13 protein-coding genes and 2 pseudogenes are annotated in these 15,109 nt (G+C 69.4%); 9 read left to right on the top strand and 6 right to left on the bottom strand.

Annotated elements, in window-relative coordinates; translation table 11 throughout:
* The first annotated feature begins 181 nt into the window (after positions 1-181).
* Entirely contained in the window at positions 182-2,797 is a 2,616-nt protein-coding gene (locus tag ACIOMQ_RS34300) for an SdrD B-like domain-containing protein (protein ID WP_401268032.1), read from the top strand.
* Between the two features lie 279 nt (positions 2,798-3,076).
* Positions 3,077-3,922 carry a hypothetical protein gene (locus tag ACIOMQ_RS34295; protein ID WP_402191741.1) on the top strand — a complete coding sequence of 282 codons (846 nt, stop codon included), beginning with the start codon at positions 3,077-3,079 and terminating at the stop codon, positions 3,920-3,922.
* Between the two features lie 107 nt (positions 3,923-4,029).
* Here ACIOMQ_RS34295 and ACIOMQ_RS34290 read toward each other — a convergent pair whose 3' ends face one another.
* Positions 4,030-5,397 carry a right-handed parallel beta-helix repeat-containing protein gene (locus ACIOMQ_RS34290; protein WP_402191739.1) on the bottom strand — a complete coding sequence of 456 codons (1,368 nt, stop codon included), beginning with the start codon at positions 5,395-5,397 and terminating at the stop codon, positions 4,030-4,032.
* A 30-nt stretch (positions 5,398-5,427) separates the two neighbouring features.
* Here ACIOMQ_RS34290 and ACIOMQ_RS34285 point away from each other — a divergent pair, with 30 nt between their 5' ends.
* Both ACIOMQ_RS34285 and ACIOMQ_RS34280 read left to right on the top strand, forming a co-directional pair.
* Positions 5,428-6,639 carry a Dyp-type peroxidase gene (locus ACIOMQ_RS34285; RefSeq protein ID WP_401268028.1) on the top strand — a complete coding sequence of 404 codons (1,212 nt, stop codon included), beginning with the start codon at positions 5,428-5,430 and terminating at the stop codon, positions 6,637-6,639.
* 118 nt (positions 6,640-6,757) lie between these two features.
* Positions 6,758-7,286 (top strand): annotated as a pseudogene (locus ACIOMQ_RS34280) (transposase); the annotation flags it as partial.
* A 79-nt stretch (positions 7,287-7,365) separates the two neighbouring features.
* Here ACIOMQ_RS34280 and ACIOMQ_RS34275 read toward each other — a convergent pair.
* Positions 7,366-7,677, bottom strand: coding sequence for an alpha/beta hydrolase fold domain-containing protein (locus tag ACIOMQ_RS34275; protein ID WP_401988279.1), 312 nt, complete (start codon positions 7,675-7,677; stop codon positions 7,366-7,368).
* Between the two features lie 485 nt (positions 7,678-8,162).
* Between ACIOMQ_RS34275 and ACIOMQ_RS34270 the strand changes: the two genes are divergently transcribed.
* Complete coding sequence (locus ACIOMQ_RS34270) at positions 8,163-9,062, top strand: MFS transporter (protein WP_402191736.1); 900 nt, start codon at positions 8,163-8,165, stop codon at positions 9,060-9,062.
* A gap of 1,135 nt (positions 9,063-10,197) precedes the next feature.
* Here ACIOMQ_RS34270 and ACIOMQ_RS34265 read toward each other — a convergent pair.
* Positions 10,198-10,809 (bottom strand): DUF3592 domain-containing protein, encoded by a 612-nt coding sequence (locus ACIOMQ_RS34265; protein WP_402191734.1) that lies wholly within the window; start codon positions 10,807-10,809, stop codon positions 10,198-10,200.
* Positions 10,810-10,962: 153 nt separating this feature from the next.
* Between ACIOMQ_RS34265 and ACIOMQ_RS34260 the strand changes: the two genes are divergently transcribed.
* From ACIOMQ_RS34260 to ACIOMQ_RS34250, 3 genes are all read left to right on the top strand, one after another.
* Positions 10,963-11,295: a hypothetical protein gene (locus tag ACIOMQ_RS34260; protein WP_401754140.1), complete on the top strand. Its 333-nt coding sequence runs from the start codon at positions 10,963-10,965 to the stop codon at positions 11,293-11,295.
* A gap of 2 nt (positions 11,296-11,297) precedes the next feature.
* Complete coding sequence (locus ACIOMQ_RS34255) at positions 11,298-11,468, top strand: hypothetical protein (RefSeq protein WP_401268016.1); 171 nt, start codon at positions 11,298-11,300, stop codon at positions 11,466-11,468.
* 90 nt (positions 11,469-11,558) lie between these two features.
* The gene (locus ACIOMQ_RS34250) at positions 11,559-11,969 is read left to right on the top strand and encodes a transposase (protein WP_401939936.1); all 411 of its coding nucleotides are present in this window, start codon (positions 11,559-11,561) and stop codon (positions 11,967-11,969) included.
* Positions 11,970-12,070: 101 nt separating this feature from the next.
* Here ACIOMQ_RS34250 and ACIOMQ_RS34245 read toward each other — a convergent pair whose 3' ends face one another.
* The 3 genes and pseudogenes from ACIOMQ_RS34245 to ACIOMQ_RS34235 form a co-directional block, all read right to left on the bottom strand.
* Positions 12,071-12,817: a hypothetical protein gene (locus ACIOMQ_RS34245; protein WP_401754134.1), complete on the bottom strand. Its 747-nt coding sequence runs from the start codon at positions 12,815-12,817 to the stop codon at positions 12,071-12,073.
* A 120-nt stretch (positions 12,818-12,937) separates the two neighbouring features.
* Positions 12,938-13,210 (bottom strand): hypothetical protein, encoded by a 273-nt coding sequence (locus ACIOMQ_RS34240; RefSeq protein ID WP_401754131.1) that lies wholly within the window; start codon positions 13,208-13,210, stop codon positions 12,938-12,940.
* 167 nt (positions 13,211-13,377) lie between these two features.
* A pseudogene (locus ACIOMQ_RS34235) lies at positions 13,378-14,254 on the bottom strand (oxidoreductase).
* A gap of 67 nt (positions 14,255-14,321) precedes the next feature.
* On the opposite strand from ACIOMQ_RS34235, the gene ACIOMQ_RS34230 reads away from it, so the two are divergent.
* The gene (locus tag ACIOMQ_RS34230) at positions 14,322-14,987 is read left to right on the top strand and encodes a DNA-binding response regulator (RefSeq protein ID WP_402191731.1); all 666 of its coding nucleotides are present in this window, start codon (positions 14,322-14,324) and stop codon (positions 14,985-14,987) included.
* Positions 14,988-15,109 lie beyond the last annotated feature (122 nt).

The following is a 15,109-nucleotide window of genomic DNA, read 5'->3' as shown; positions in this document are numbered from 1 at the left end:
CTCCCTCACGAGCAGGGCAACAGGCCCTTCTGAACGCTGAGAGCAGGGGATGACATCCACACATGAGCAAGCAAAGGGAGCCGCGCCCGAGCCGCGTCGGCGGCGGCCGGGCGTGCTCGGCCGCCGCGCAGTTGGCTGCGTGGCCGCGCTCGCCTTGGGAATCGGTAGTGGCTCGTTAGCCATGGCGCCTGCGGCGTACTCGCAGGCGGACGACGGGTCGGTGACGGTCCGGGTCATCCGGGCCACGGGCACCAGCGGCGTATGGACGCCCGCGCTTGAACCAGGCATCGCGGGCGTCAAGGTGACCCTCACGCCCGACGACGCCGGGGCGGGCATCGAGGGGGTTACGGCGGCCGACGGCACCGTGACACTGACGCCGACGGCGGGCAAGACCGCCAACGGCAAGTACCGGGTACAGGTGGTGAATCCGAAGCCGGGTGCGCTGTTCCCGGCCTTCGCCTCGCGCCAAGGACTGGACGGTGCGCCCAACCAGTTGAGCAGCAATGAGGAGTTCGTCGACCTCTCCGGCGGGAAGAGCGTGGCGTACACCACCGGGCTGTGGAGTCCGGGCGACTACTGCCAGAAGAACGCACCGCTGATGACGACCTGTCAGCCCACCACGCGCGAGGGCGGGGCCCAGCGCACGCTGGTCTCCTTCCCGTACGACGCACGCGGCCAGGACGGCGTCGACATCGACGTCACGAACATCGCCACCAACGCCGACACCGGCACGCTGTTCGGCATCGCGTGGAACAAGGCCGACAAGCGGGTGTTCTCCTCGGCGGTGGCCAAGCGCTCCACGGACTACGGTCCGGGTGGCGCCGGGGGGATCTACGTGACCGACCTCGCGCAGAAGAAAACCACACTGTTCACCGTCGTCCCGGACGCCGGGACGACGGCGCACGGGTCGGGTACCGACGACGCCTTCCTTGCCGTACCGGGCAAGGAGAGCCTGGGCGGCATCAAGATCACCGATGACGGCAAGGACCTGTTCGTCGTCAACCTCGACAACCGCAAGCTCTACCGCTACGACGCCTCGGCGGCGACCGCTTCGGCGCCGAAGGCCGTCTACGCCATCCCGGACCCGGGCTGTCCGGCGGCCGGGGACTGGCGCCCCTTCGGCCTCGGTCTGCAGGACGGCGTCGGCTACCTCGGCGGCGTGTGCTCCGGCGAGTCCACCGGGAAGCTCTCGGACCTGCGCGCGGTGGTCATGCCCTTCGACCTCGCCACCGGAGCGTTCCGGAAGCCGGTGCTGGACCAGCCGCTGGACTATCCGCGCCAGTCCACGGTCGGCGGGCCCCCGTGCGACGGCGCGGGCTGGTTCCCCTGGACCAACACCTTCCCGACCACCCAGAACGGCCAGGCCTGCCAAACCTATCTGGCCCAACCCGAACCGGAGTTGGGCGAGATCGGCTTCGAGGCCGACGGCTCCATGCTGCTGGCCTTCCGCGACCGCTTCGGCGACCGCGCCCCGGCCGGTCCCACACCCAACACACCCGCCAACGTCATGTCGGGCGGCGACCTGAACAAGGCGTGCCTGGCAGGCGGGGTGTACGTGATGGACACCAACAACGGCTGCGGGCTTTCCCCCCGGGGCACCCGCTTCTTCGACACCAGCCGGATGGGCTCCCACCACAACGCGGCCTTCGCGGGCATGGCGCTCTCCAAGGTCGAGAACACCATCGCGACCTCCGGCTTCGACCCCAACAGCACCGCCTTCGGGTACGGCACCTCCTTCGTCCAGCGCGATGGCAAGCAGGACCCGAAGGGCGGCCTGCGCCTCAACCCGCCCGGGACCGTGGCCCCGTTCGGCAAGGGCGCCTCGATGGGTGACCTGGAGGTGCTCTGCGACCAGGCCCCGCTGCAGATCGGCAACCGGGTCTGGTACGACCCTGAGCGCACGGGCATCCAGAACCCGGGCCAGCGCCCGGTCGCCGGCGCGACCGTCCACCTCTACGACGAGTCGGGCAAGCTGGTCGGCACAACCAAGACGTCGGAGCGTGGTGAGTACTACTTCGACGACTCCAACGTCACCGGCGGCCTCGAACCGAGGACCAAGTACACCATCCGGCTCGACAACCCGGCTGACTACGCCAAGGGCGGCCCGCTCCACCAGTGGGTTCCCACCGACGCGGATGTCGGAGACAACCATTTCATCGACTCCAAGGGCATCGTCCCGTCCGGCGCGAAGTACCCGGAACGGGCGCTGACCACCGGCGGGCCGGGAGAGAACGACCACACCTACGACTTCGGCTTCCGACAACAGGAGGGCGTGCTGCGCCTGATCAAACACGACCAGGACGGCAAACCGCTGGCCGGGGCGAAGTTCCAGCTGTGGAAGGAGACGAACGGCTCGGAGGGCGCGCAGACCTCCGGGACGACGCCGGATACGCAGGTCGGCAAGGCCTGCACGACCAAGGCCGACGGCAACTGCCGGGGAAGCGGCGCGCCGGGGACGTACTACTGGCAGGAAGTCAGCCCGCCGGCTGGATACGCGGTACCGGACGAAACGGTGTTCGGGCCGCTGGTGCTGACCTCCGACAACCTCGACGCCGGGGTCTCGGTGACAGCGGTCAACCGGCGGCTGCCCGCCGCCACGCCAACACCCACACCGACGACGCCGGTACCGAAACCACCGGGCACACCGCACGCACCGGGCCCCGAGCCCGGCTCGCACCTGGCGGGCACGGGCATGAGCCAGGCGGTTCTGATGGCCCTGGCCGGCGCCGCCGCGCTCACCACCCTCGGCACGGCGCTGTTTACGCTGATGCGCAGGCGAAGGGTGCTGCACCGCTAGGGTCTTTCGTTTGGATCGGGCTGGATCAGGGAGCGGGGTCTGGTGCGTGTGATCGCAAGGCGGAGGAGGGAGTCGACGCAAAGCGTCGGCGACCGACGACAACGCGGCGAGCGTGCGTGCCGGACCCCGCGAGCCCGGCATGATCCAAACGAGAGGCCCTGACCCCCGAGCAGGGCAGCCGGCCTCGGTGACCCTCCGGGCCGGATCGGGCGGGTTCGCGCACCAGCGGTTCGCGAACCCGCCCGACTGTGTGACCAGCCGACGAGAGAAAGCGACTGCATGGCTCGGAAGTTGAGGATGAGCGGCCGTACGCCGCGTCGGACCCTCTGGTTCAGAACACTGATCGCGATCGCGGCGTGCGGCGCCGCAGTGGGCGGCCTGGCCGCCTACCGGACCCTCTCCGACGACACCACCGAGCGGCCGGTGACCATGGAGGAGGCGTCCAGGCTGGCGCTGTCGCGGCTGAATCTGTACCAGGCCAGTCCCGTGGCGGTGACTCTCACGGCCACCGAGGGCGGCGGTGTGGTGGTGCGGGTCAAGGGGGTCGTGGACTACCGAACCCATCGGGCCGTGGGGAGTTACCAGGTCACCGGTTCCACCGAGGCCTCCGGATCCTCCAGCTCCTCCGGAGCCGCCGGGCCCGCCGCCGGGCAGCTCGACCACGGGCTGGTCGTTTGGGACACCGGCGGCCTCGGCCTGGCCCCCGCGCCGGAGGGAGACAACAGCCCGCCCTGGCAGCAGGCCGAGCACATCCCGCGCTCGGGCTGGTCCGCACGCTCCTACACGACCGACCCCCTGGACGCCGGGCTCCAGTTGCTGATCGGTCTCGGCGCGGACCGCCCCGACAACCCGTTGTTGCTCGCACAGTCCGGGGCTCGCTGGCTGGAGCGTGATCGCATCGACGGCCGCAGCTACGACCGGTTCGCCGGGCCGCGTGCCCAGGGCGCCACGCCCAGTGCGGGGTCCGACGGAGAGCGGTCGCCGCTGACGTACTGGGTCGACGGCGACGGCGGCCTGCGGCGGGTGACGATGCGGATGCCGGGTCTGGGGACCCCGACCACGGTGGAGTTCTCCGGGCGCGAGGGCGGCGCAAAGCTCCCCGAGGCGCCGTGGGTCACCGGCTGACCGCTCCGTGCCGGTTCGCCCCGGCTTCCGCGGTTGCCGGCGACCCTCCTCGACTCACCCTTCAGGGGGCATGGTGAACGAGGGCCGAGCCAGCCGGAGCACCGTGCTCAGCGCGAGTGCGGCACGGCGTCCGCGTCCTTCGGGAGCGGGTACGCGGCCGCGTCGACGGCCCCCGGCAGGTCGGTCGCCGGACGGCCCGGGACCGTCGGGTCCGGCATGGACGGCTGGGCGGGCGGGGCCGGCACCTGGCTGAACGGGACGCCTGGCGGCGCCTGCACCGGCGCCGTCCGGCCGCTGGGCAGCGCGCCCCGACCGCGGGTGCCGCAACCCGCGCGGCCCTCCAGGCCGTCCGGGCTCTGGGTGGCGGGCCGATTGCCCGCGAAGCAGTTGCTGGGATCGGCTGAGGCCAGCACGAGGTCGGTGCCGTTGCCGTTGGCGCGGTTGCCCTCGACGCGATTGCCGCTCGCCGGATGCCCCGGCGGGTCGGTGACGACCACCCCGGCCGCCCGGTTGCCCCGGACCAGATTGCGCTGGACGCGGTTCTCGGTGCCACCGCCGATACCGATGCCGATGCCGAAGCCCCCGTCCGCCTGCTCGGGCGTGTCGGCGGCGTTGTTGTCGGCGACCACGTTGCCCGCGATCACCGCGCCGTGCTGCGGGGCGAGGGCCTCCAGGTCATTGGAGTTGACCGTGACGCCGACCCGGTTGCGGGCGACGCGGTTGCCCAGCACCGACAGGCCGTCCGAGGCATTGGTCAGTTCGATGCCGACCGCGTTGCGCTCCACGGTGTTGCCGCGGACGACGGTGGCGCAGGGCTTGCACTGGCCGACGTAGATGCCCGAGTCTGCGTGCCCGGAGGCGTAGGAGTCCTCGATCACACCGTCGCGCGCGTCAAAGGCGTAGATGCCGTACAGGCCGTTGTTGTACGCCGTCACCCGGGTCGCGCGGAAGCCCCGGACGGGCGGGAAGCGGGTGGTGTCCAGCGGGTCGTAGGCGGAGCCGCCGGCGCCGCGCTGCTGCAACCGCTCGTCGGTGACGCCGGTGAACAGCACGCCGTTGGCGAGATAGCCGTGCACGGTGAGGTTCTCGACCACCGAGCCGGCGCCGGTCACGGTGATGCCGTTGGCCAGACGCACACCGCCGTCGAAGACCACCGCGTTGCGGTCCGCTCCGCGCAGCACCACGCGGGGCTTGGTGACGCGCACGCTCTCCCGGTACACGCCCGGGCCGATCAGCACCGTCTCGCCCTCCCGGGCGGCGTCCACCGCCCGCTGCACCGAGGAGAAGTCCTGCGGAACGCGCAGCACGCTCCCCGCCGGATGCCGCGCATCGGTGGACGTCGACCCCGTACCGGAGCACCCGGTGGCCGCCATCGCGACCGAGACAACCAGCACCGACAGACGCAGCGCCGCCCGGAACACCGCCGCCGGGACTCCCGAACGCGCCAACAGTCCTTCTCCAAACAGGATTTGCATGGCAGTTGTTTTATCGTCTCCAATAGGCGCATGCCCACCGAACAGGGAAATGCGCAGGATTCACCCCGACCCGCGGCAACCCGTTTCGGGCGGCGCCGGGCACTGCTCGCCGGCGGAGCTGTGCTCGCCGCCGGGGTCGGCGCGGCGGCCGACGAATTGGCGAGGGACGGCCGGACAGCCGGCCGTGCCACCAGCGGTGCCCCGCCGACCGAGGCCGCGATTCCCTTCCACGGCGCCCGACAGGCGGGTGTCACGGCGCCCCAGCAACCGGCGACGCACCTGCTCTCCTTCGACCTTCCGCAGACCTCCGCCGCCACCGACCGGAAGACCCTGCGCAGCGTCCTCGGCGCGCTGACCCGCACGCTCGCCACCACGGCCTCCGACGCCCCGCCGGACCCGCGACTCCAGGACGGGGGCGCGACCCGGCTCACCTCCCTGGTCGGCATCGGTCCCGCCCTCGCCGCGCGCCTCGGCCTCAACGTCCCCGCTTCGCTTGGCGAGTTGCCGCTCTTCCCCGGCGACCGCCTCGACCCGCACCGCAGCAACGGCGATCTTCTGGTCCAACTGTGCGCAGCCGACCGCTGGACCCTCACCATCGTCGCCGAACTCGTCGGCACGGCCGCGCACGCCGCCGGCGCCGTACCGCGCTGGACCCAGTCCGGCTTCCTGCCCCACACGGCCCCCGGGACCACCCCGCGCAACTTGTTCGGCTCCAAGGACGGCACCGCCAACCCCGATCACGCGGCCGCCCAGCAGTGGGTCTGGGGCCCACCCGGAGCCCACCGGGACGGCACCGTTCTGGTCTACCGAAGGATCCACATGGACGTCACCGGCTTCGCGGCCCTCCCCGAGGGCCGGCGCGACCGGGTGATAGGCCGCCGCGCCCGCGACGGCGTCGCGCTCAGCGGCACCGCCGAGCACGACGAGCCGGACATCTACGCCAAGAACCCCGACGGTTCCTACGTCATCCCGGCCACCGCCCACGTGCGTCTCGCCAGCCCCCGCTTCGACGGCGGCGCCCGTATGCTCCGCCGCAGTTACAGCTACGACGACGGCCCGACCGACCGCGGCCTTCTCTTCTGCGCCTTCATGCGCGACCCCGCCCAGTTCACCCGCGTCCAGAACCGCCTGGCCGCCCGCGACGCCCTCACCCCGTTCCTCCAGCACCGGGCCTCGGCCGTGGTCTACGTCCTGCCCGGCACCGCACCCGCCGGGACTCTCGGCGAACAGCTCTGGACCTGAAGTTGTCCACCCAGGGAAACTGACCTGCGATGATGCGGCCGGACGTGAGACGTCGCCGAGCCCGGCACCGAGCCCCTCCCGAGCCGAAGCGTAAGAATCCCCCATGCCTTGACCGGGGCAGATCGGCCGGGAGGCCCTGCGCTGCCTGCTCGTGCGCCGCGGGATCACCTTCCAGCGCACCAAGACATGGAAGGATTCCACCGACCCGGACTTCGACACCAAGCTGGACCGCATCGAGTGCGCACTCCATGAACGGCCCGACCGGACCTTCGCCTTCGACGAGTTCGGGCCGCTCGGTATCCGTCCGACCGCCGGGTCCTGCTGGGCCGAGCAGGGACGCCCGGACCGGCTGCCTGCGACCTATCACCGTACCCATGGCACCACCTACTTCCACGGCTGCAACTCGGCCGGCGGCGACACCCTGTGGGGCGTCAACCGGATCCGCAAGGGCAGCGCACCGACCTGGGCCGCGGCTCAAGTCGATCCGGGCACCCCGGCCGGACGGCGCCCCGATCTACGTGATCCTGGACAACCTCTCCGCCCACAAGAACTGGCGCATCCGCCGCTGGGCGAAGAAGAACAAGGTCGAACTGTGCGTCACGCCGACGAACGCGTCCTGGGCGAACCCGATCGAGGCGCACTTCGGGACGGAAGGGCTTGGAGTGCGTACGTCGTGGGGCAGCAAAGCGCCCCGCACGGAACACGGTGCGGCCCGTATTGGTCGGGCTATTGCGGTCCGCCCGGTGCACGGGAGGAATGCGGGGCCCGGTTGAGTGCGGTCATGCGGTAGTTGGTGATGCGGGTACTGAGTTCGGCGTCGGGGGCAAGTAGTTCGCCGGCGTGGATTCCGCCTGGGTAGACATGGAGTTCGACGGGGACGCCGGCCTGCATGAGCCGGTTGGCGTAGGTGAGGTCTTCGTCGCGGAAGAGGTCGGGGTCGCCGACGTCCAGGTACGTGGGCGGCAGTCCGCTGAGGTCATCGGCCCGGGCGGGGGCGGCGCAGGGGCTGACGTGGTCGGTGCCGAGCGTGTCGCCCAGGAGGGCCTGCCAGCCCTGGAGGTTGGCGGCACGGTCCCAGATGCCGACGAGGAGGAGGGGTTGATCCGGCCCACCCGGAGCAGCAACGGCTATCGCGACTTCTGCGACGGCGCCGATGAGGTGGTGCGGCAGATCCGCGGGCTGATCGAGTGCGGGCTGCCCACCCGGATCATCCGCGACATCCTGCCGTACCTGGACGGCCCGTCGGATCTGCTGCCGCCAGTCCCCTGTGCACGGATGCTCGACCAGGTGGCCGCCGAGCGGGAGCTCCTCGACAGCCGCATCCGGTGCCTGACCCGCAATCGCAGCGCCGTCGACGCCTATCTGCGGGCTGCCCGGAAGGCCGCCCGCGCGACGGCGGACGCATGAGGCCGGGGCTGGTGGGGCTCCCGGATTTGACTCTCACGTAGACGTGAGGGTTTTAGCCTCCGGGCACGACCTCTGCCACTCACTCCTCGCTTACCGCGAATCCCCCGTCCAGCACCGTGAGTTGGCCCCTGAGCGGACTGCTGGTGCTCGCCGGATCCGCGTTCGTCACCATCCTCACCGAGGCTCTGCCGGCCGGAGTGCTGCCCGCGATGAGCACCGATCCGGACGTCACCGAGGCACGTGCAGGGCTGCTGATCACCGTCTACGCACTGGCCGCAGCCCTCACCGCGATCCCGATGACCGCCTGGACCCTGATTCTGCCCCGCCGCACCCTGCTGCTGGCGCTGCTCCTCGGCTTCGCGGCCACCAACGTAGTGACGGCGATGTCCACCGGCTTCGCCCTGACACTTGCCGCGCGGGTCGTCTGCGGGGTGTTCGCCGGCCTGCTGTGGGCCATGGTTCCGGCGTACGCCGCACGGCTGGCCCCGCAGCGCAGCGGCAAGGCGATCGCCACCGCGCTGGCCGGGATGACGGTCGGGCTGTCGCTCGGCATCCCGGCCGGCACCGCGCTGGGCGGACTCATCGGCTGGCGCGCCGCCTTCGGGCTGCTCACCGTGCTGGCCGTGGCCCTGGCCGGCACCGCACTGTGGCGTCTGCCGCAGCTGGCCGGCGAGGCGGCGAGCCGCGGCATGGGGCCGATGCGCACCATACGTACGCCCGGAATCCCCGCCATCAACATCACGTCGCTCCTGATGGTCCTCGGCTCTACGTGCTCTACACCTACATCGCCCCCTTCGTGGAACAGGCAGGGTTGGGGGTCGGCACCGGCACCGTGCTGTTCCTGTTCGGCCTGGGTTCCATGGTCGGCGTCTGGATCGCCGGAGCCACCGCCGACCGTCGGCTGCGCGTCGCCACGATCGGCCTGCTGGCCCTGTCCGCCGGGTGCTTGGCGGTATTCGGCGCAGTCGGGCACAGCACCGTGGCCGTGGTACTCGGTGCGGTGTTCTGGGGCGTGACGCACGGCGGCATTCCGACACTGACACAGACCGCGGGGGTCAAGGCGGCCCCGCTCGATCCCGACACCGCCAACTCCCTCTGGGTCACCGGCTGGAACATCGGCATGGCCGGCGGCTCCCTGCTCGGCGGCACCGTCCTGGACAGCGCCGGCTCGGGGGCACTGCCGTGGACGGCCTCCGCCCTGCTCGCCGCTTCCGTGCCGACGGCCGTGCTCGCCCGACACACTGGTTTCCCGTCCCCCAGCCACATACACGCCCGCGACCACGACCGCGTGCAGCGGGGGCTCTGCCGACGCTGCCGCGCCCGAGAAATAGAGCAGGATCCGACTCGGCCGACCATGGCAGTGGGGTCCCTGCGCTACTTCACCCACGACGGCACCGACGACACCAGGCGGGTGCTGTCCTTCCATTCCCGGGTGGGGGAAGCGGAGGCGATGGCGGACGGGGTGCCAGCGGTCGCCGCGGCCCTGGCCGAAGACGGTCCGGACACCTATCCGCGCACGGGGCGGTACGAGCTGCTCGCGCACCTGGTGTCACTGATCGTTCTGGAACGCCTGACAGTGGCCCGGTTCGCACTGGCCGGGCGCTGCGCCTTCGAGGTCCAGCGCCTTCCGTGCAGCAACGGGCGTTCTCCGCCCGCAACCGGGCCAGTTCCTCAGCCGGACTCCCGCCGGCCTCGCGGCGCTCGGGCAGTGCCTGCGACTCGTTTTCCTTGCGGACCCACGCCCGCAGCGACTCGGCGGTGATCCGAGGTCCGCCGCCACCGCCGCGTATGTGCGCTTGCCGCCCGCGGCGCGGCAGAGCGCGACCGCGTCCTTCCTGAACTCCTCCGGATACGGCGACTTGCGTCCCACCTGGACATCCCTCCCCGGACCATCAAGATCCATTGTCAGGGTGTCCACTCCGAAGGATCAGCCTCAATATGGCCGTGACCGCCTGCGACGACACCGGCATGACCGACCCCGTCACCCGCCCTCAACTGTCCCGTCTCTGCACCGCGATCCGCCAAGGCGAAATCCACGGCATCGTCGTCGCCGACCGTACTGACATAGCAATTTCTGCGGCGTCTACCGCGATGAGCCGGGGCTGCGGGCCGCACGGCTGGACGCGAACGGCGGACCGCCTGGATGTCTGCTCACTTTCCGGAAGGTTTGCCCCGAGTCCAGACCTGAGCCATGGCCTGAGCGACGTCCGTACTGAGGCGCCGAGTGGCGATCCGGTCAATTTCATCGAAATTTTCCGTGTACCGCTTCATGAAGCGCCCGAAAAGCCTCCGCAGGACGATACCTGCGATTCCCAGCGGAACCATTGCTGCTGAGATGAGCAGCAAAATCAAATCGATAGTGTTCCTGGTGAGGGTGTTCCAGTAGCCGAGGTCCGAGGGAAGGGCGACTGTGCCGGTATCGTTCGGGTCGTACACGACCACCATGGTGTAGCCGTCCCTCACCTGATGTGTCTTAAATTGCAGCGGCGATTCAACAGAACGTCCGTCGGACGGGGTAAAGCGCACCCAGCAGGTGACAGACAGTTCGCCACCGTTTTCGTCGTGGAGGGCTTGCTGGCATCTCGTGACACTCGCGTGGGTCTGAACTCCGTGACTCTTCAGGGTAGATATCACCTTGGCGTGGTTCGGCATGATGAACATCACGATCGCGACGAAACCGCACAGCCCCACAACGATCATGGTGATGGATGTGATCGTTAGGTATCTGAGCAGATTGCTTGGACGTGCGGGCTTCGTACTCATCGGCTCCCTGACGTAATTGAATCAGTCGATACTGCTCTACCCCGTCCATCCGGGGCGCGATCTTCTCGCGGCAGGCCAATTGACCACAGCTCAAGTGCGGACCGTCATCCTTCGCTGGCTACCGACCCTGACGCACTCGGACAATCTGAAAGCATGGCCGCGAAATGCTACCGGGACGAGCGAGCTTCCCGCCGCCAGCCCGCGTTGATCTCCAGGCCGTCCCAAGGCTTCGAGGAGGGCTACCGACTCGTAGGCCCGGGCGGAGCACTCACTCCGATCATCAGGCACGTGCAATGGCTGGGCAACCATCCGGACGGCCCCGAGACGCACGTGTTGATCCCCTTCGAGGACGGCACGAACGTCGAGTTCCCCATCGATGTCCGGCTGGCTACCGTCTGGTGCGACGAGCAACGAGCGGTCAGCGGTGCGGCGTTGATGGAGGCGGCTCCCGCTGCGTGGGGTGCCCCCACTGAGCCCTGGCGTTAGGCGTGCCGCCCGGGACTGTGCCGCCGCCGCTCGGTCAGGAGTTCGGCACCTATGCCGTGATGCTGGGAGAGGAGGACGAGCAACGCTTCGCCGAGGCATGTGGACTGATCCGCGAGATCAACCCGGGCGGTACGGCGATCGGCATCGGCTTCAGCTCCCCTCCACGCTATTGAACTTGATCGGGTGATGTCGGGCTGTTCGCCGGACAGCGCGCAGATGGCTTCGGTAGTCCTGGAGCGGTGAGATACGCGCAGGGCGGCGGCTTGACCGACGCTGAGGCGGCCGTGCGCGAGCGGGTCCGGCTCCAGGCCGTGACGCGCTTCGAGGGCGGGGAAAAGAACCGGGATATCGCTGCCGCGTTGCGGGTCTCGGTGCGGTCGGTGGAACGCTGGCGGCGCCAGTGGCGCGAGAACGGCCACGCCGGGGTGGCGTCGAAGGGGTCACCTGGTCGGGCGCGGCTGTCTGACGTGCAGATTGCCCGACTGGAGCGGGAGTTGGAACGCGGTCCGCTGGCGCACGGGTGGGCGGACCAGCGGTGGACGCTGGCCCGGGTGAAGACGCTGATCGGCCGACTGTTCCACGTCTCATACACGGTGGAGGCATCTGGTCCCTGGTCAAACGCGACATCGGCAGTCTCGCCGCCGCCGGCCTTGGCCAGATCACCCGCCCCGTGAAGCGCAGGCGCAGAATGCTGCAGTACCGGCCGGAGGTGACCGACGGCTGCCTTGCGGGCACTGGCTTGATCCTCAACACGTGGGCGGCAATGGGTATTTGGTCATGTCGGCCGCATGGATGCCGCTGCTTCGCTGATGTGTCGCACCTGGTCGGCGGTCAGGCGTCGGAGGTCCCGGATCAGCTCGGCCACGCCGGCCACCGCCGGCTCCGGGGTGTGGGGCTCCTCGGACAGTGCGATGCCGGTCAGAGCGGCCAGGTCGCCGGCAGGGATGCCCAGCAAGGTCCCGAAATCGGCAACAAGGTCGGGGGTCAGCTCCTTGCGGCCTGCGCCGACCATTCCGTACGTGGACGCGGACCAGTACCGCCCGGTCATGAAGAGGAAGATCCTGGCCATGCCCATCCAACCCAGGTTCCGGTATCTGAGCATGCGGACGAGCAGGGCCCCTGGAGGCCCAGCAGGCGTGTCATAGAGCTGAGGAAACGACGGCGGCTGCAGGAGCTTGCCCCGTGGCAACGACCGGACGAGGTGGCGCAACTCGCCTCTCTTCTCCGATGGGAGATCTACGGCATGTTCTACGACATACGGGACCCACCTGCGGGCCTCCGCGTCCAGGGGAGCCAGGTCGTCCGGAACCGTCGCCCCCGCGATCACGAATACGTCTTCGGCATGCAAACCGAGGGCAGGTCCGAGCTTTCGGAGCAGCGATGGGCTTGGCACGATGCCGGCGAACACACTCTGGAGCTCGAGTTCAGGGACTCCGGCTCGCCGTGCCAGGACGCCGATGTCCAGCTCCCTGCGATCTGACAACGCGGCAAGCAGCACACCGAAACCCGGATATCCCGTCATGCCGACAGCGTAGAGCGGCCATCACCTGCCGTCCGCTGGTCCAGTCGACTTCCGGCAGCAGGCCCCGATCGGGTCGATCGACGCCCCAGGGCGACCGACACCACGAGTTCAAGTTCAGTACTACTTCGTCTGCCGTGCCCCCTGACGCCCAAGGATCTGCGACAGCCCTACCAGAACAAGACCACCCAGCATGAGCGACATATTGGCCCCCAAAGGCATGACGCGCGCGGCCGCGACCCCTGCTGCCAGCAGCATTACGCCAGCGCCCCAGACACCGGGGCGTCCCACACTGTTGCGAAGCCAGGGCACAGCGACCCGGCCAGTTACCAAGGTCACCATCCCCACCACACCAAACGTCAGAGCCATCACCATGCTGACGATCAGAAAGAACATGGACATCTGCCCCCTTGAGTACTTCTGCGGTGATGATCTCAGGAACATCGGCGCGCCACGATGCCAGAACCCGGCAGCGTAGGCCCGTTCCCCTTGCCACAACACCGCCGGAGACTGCGACCGCCGAGCACCATGGGAAACGATGTCTCGCGACACCGGCTCCGCAATCAACCGCCCGAAGGACTTCCGGAGCCGACTCGTTGGCCTCGCAGGTCAGACAGGTCCTCGTCACTGAGGCTGAGATCGTTCGCCGTGAGGTTCTCCTCCAGGTGATCGAGACAACCGGTGCCCGGAATCGCCAGTGCCGACGGCGAGGTCGCCAGCAGCGAGGCGATCGCGACCTGCGCGGTGGTCGCGCCCAGGCGTGCTGCGACCTTGCGAAGCCGTTCGGCGTCGAGCGGGCTGCCGCCACCGCCGAGCGGGAAGTACGGCACGTACGCGATGCCCGCTTCCTCGCATTCCGCCAGCAGCCCCATGTCATCGGTGTGCCGGTTCTGTACCGCCGCGACGGGCGCGATCGCCCAGGCCTCGGCGAACTGGGCGGCGTCGACGTTACTGACACCCAGGTGCCGGATCAGCCCCTCGGCGCGGAGCTCGGCCAGCACCGCGAACCGATCGGCGATCGATTCGCCGCCCGGCCCGGTCATCCCGCCCACCCGCAGATAGACCAGGTCGAGCCGGTCCAGCCCGAGCGAGCGCAGATCCGCCTCAACCAAGCCGCGCAGCTTGTCGGGCGTCGCCTGTTCGCTCGGCACACCGTTTGGCCCGGGCAGCGGCCCGACCTTCGTCGCGATCACCAGATCGTCACGCTACGGGGTCAATGCCGTACGGATCAGTTCGTTGGCCCGCACCGCCCCCCCTTCCGTAGAAGCCGGCCGTGTCGATGTGATTCACACCCAGCTCCACGGCCCGCCGGAGCACCGCGATGCCGCCCTCAGGGGCTCGCGCCGGGCCGTCGAAGGTGCCCATCGCCAGGCGCATTGCGCCGAAGCCGAGCCGGTTGATGGTCAGGTCTCCCCCGAGGGAGAAGGTCTTCATCGTCATGGGGCTGATAATGTCCACCGCCACGACGCCCGGCGAGCTCGTGGCAGCTTGCTGCCAGACTGGCGGGATGCGGAACGAACAGGTGCTTTCAGTCCAGGGGGACGCGGAGTTGATCGCGCGTGCCGGTCATCTCTTCGAGTCCGCGCAGACCGAGTTCCTGTGCGCCGCCCGCGACCTCAAGACCTGGTCGCAGCCGGAGGCCAGGGCCGCGATCCGGAACCGAATGCGTGCTACGGATTCCTCGGACTTCACCTCTCGCAAGCTGCTCAGCCCGGTCGCGCTTGCCGACGAGGAGGCCCGCGCCCACCTGCGACTGGTGCAGAGCAAGGGCGCTCTCGTTCGGATCAGTGGCTCGCCGCTGCCGCACGGGACCATCATCATCGACCAGCGGGTGGTGATCCTCGCCGGCCGGGAGACCCCCACCGGCCGCGAGTACACCGTGACGACGTCGCAGATCCTGGTCGACGGCGTCCACTCGCTGTTCCGCGCCATCTGGGACAGCGCCGTCGATCTCGACACCTATCTGCGCAGCAACATCCCCCACCTCGACGCCGACGGCCGCGTGATCCTCGAAGCCCTCGGCTCTGGACTCACCGACGAATCGGCGGCCAAACGGCTCGGCGTCTCGCTACGCACCTACCGGCGGCGCGTGGCCGAGCTGATGGCCAAGCTCGAGGCCGACTCCCGCTTCCAGGCCGGGCTGCGCGCGGGCGAGCTGAGGCTACCCCGATAACACCCCGGTGATCGCTTCATACCCCTGCACATCTGAGCATCTCGGGTCAGCAACCAACCATCACGTCAACCCCCGAAGGACTTCCGGAGTCGACCGCTTACGGCCTTGGGGGCAATGGAGAA

It is taken from the genome of Streptomyces sp. NPDC087845 (assembly GCF_044742755.1).
In the GTDB taxonomy this organism is placed as follows: Bacteria; Actinomycetota; Actinomycetes; order Streptomycetales; family Streptomycetaceae; genus Streptomyces.
The sequence above is the reverse complement of the archived record's forward strand: the minus strand, read 5'-3'. Positions and strand labels throughout refer to the sequence as shown.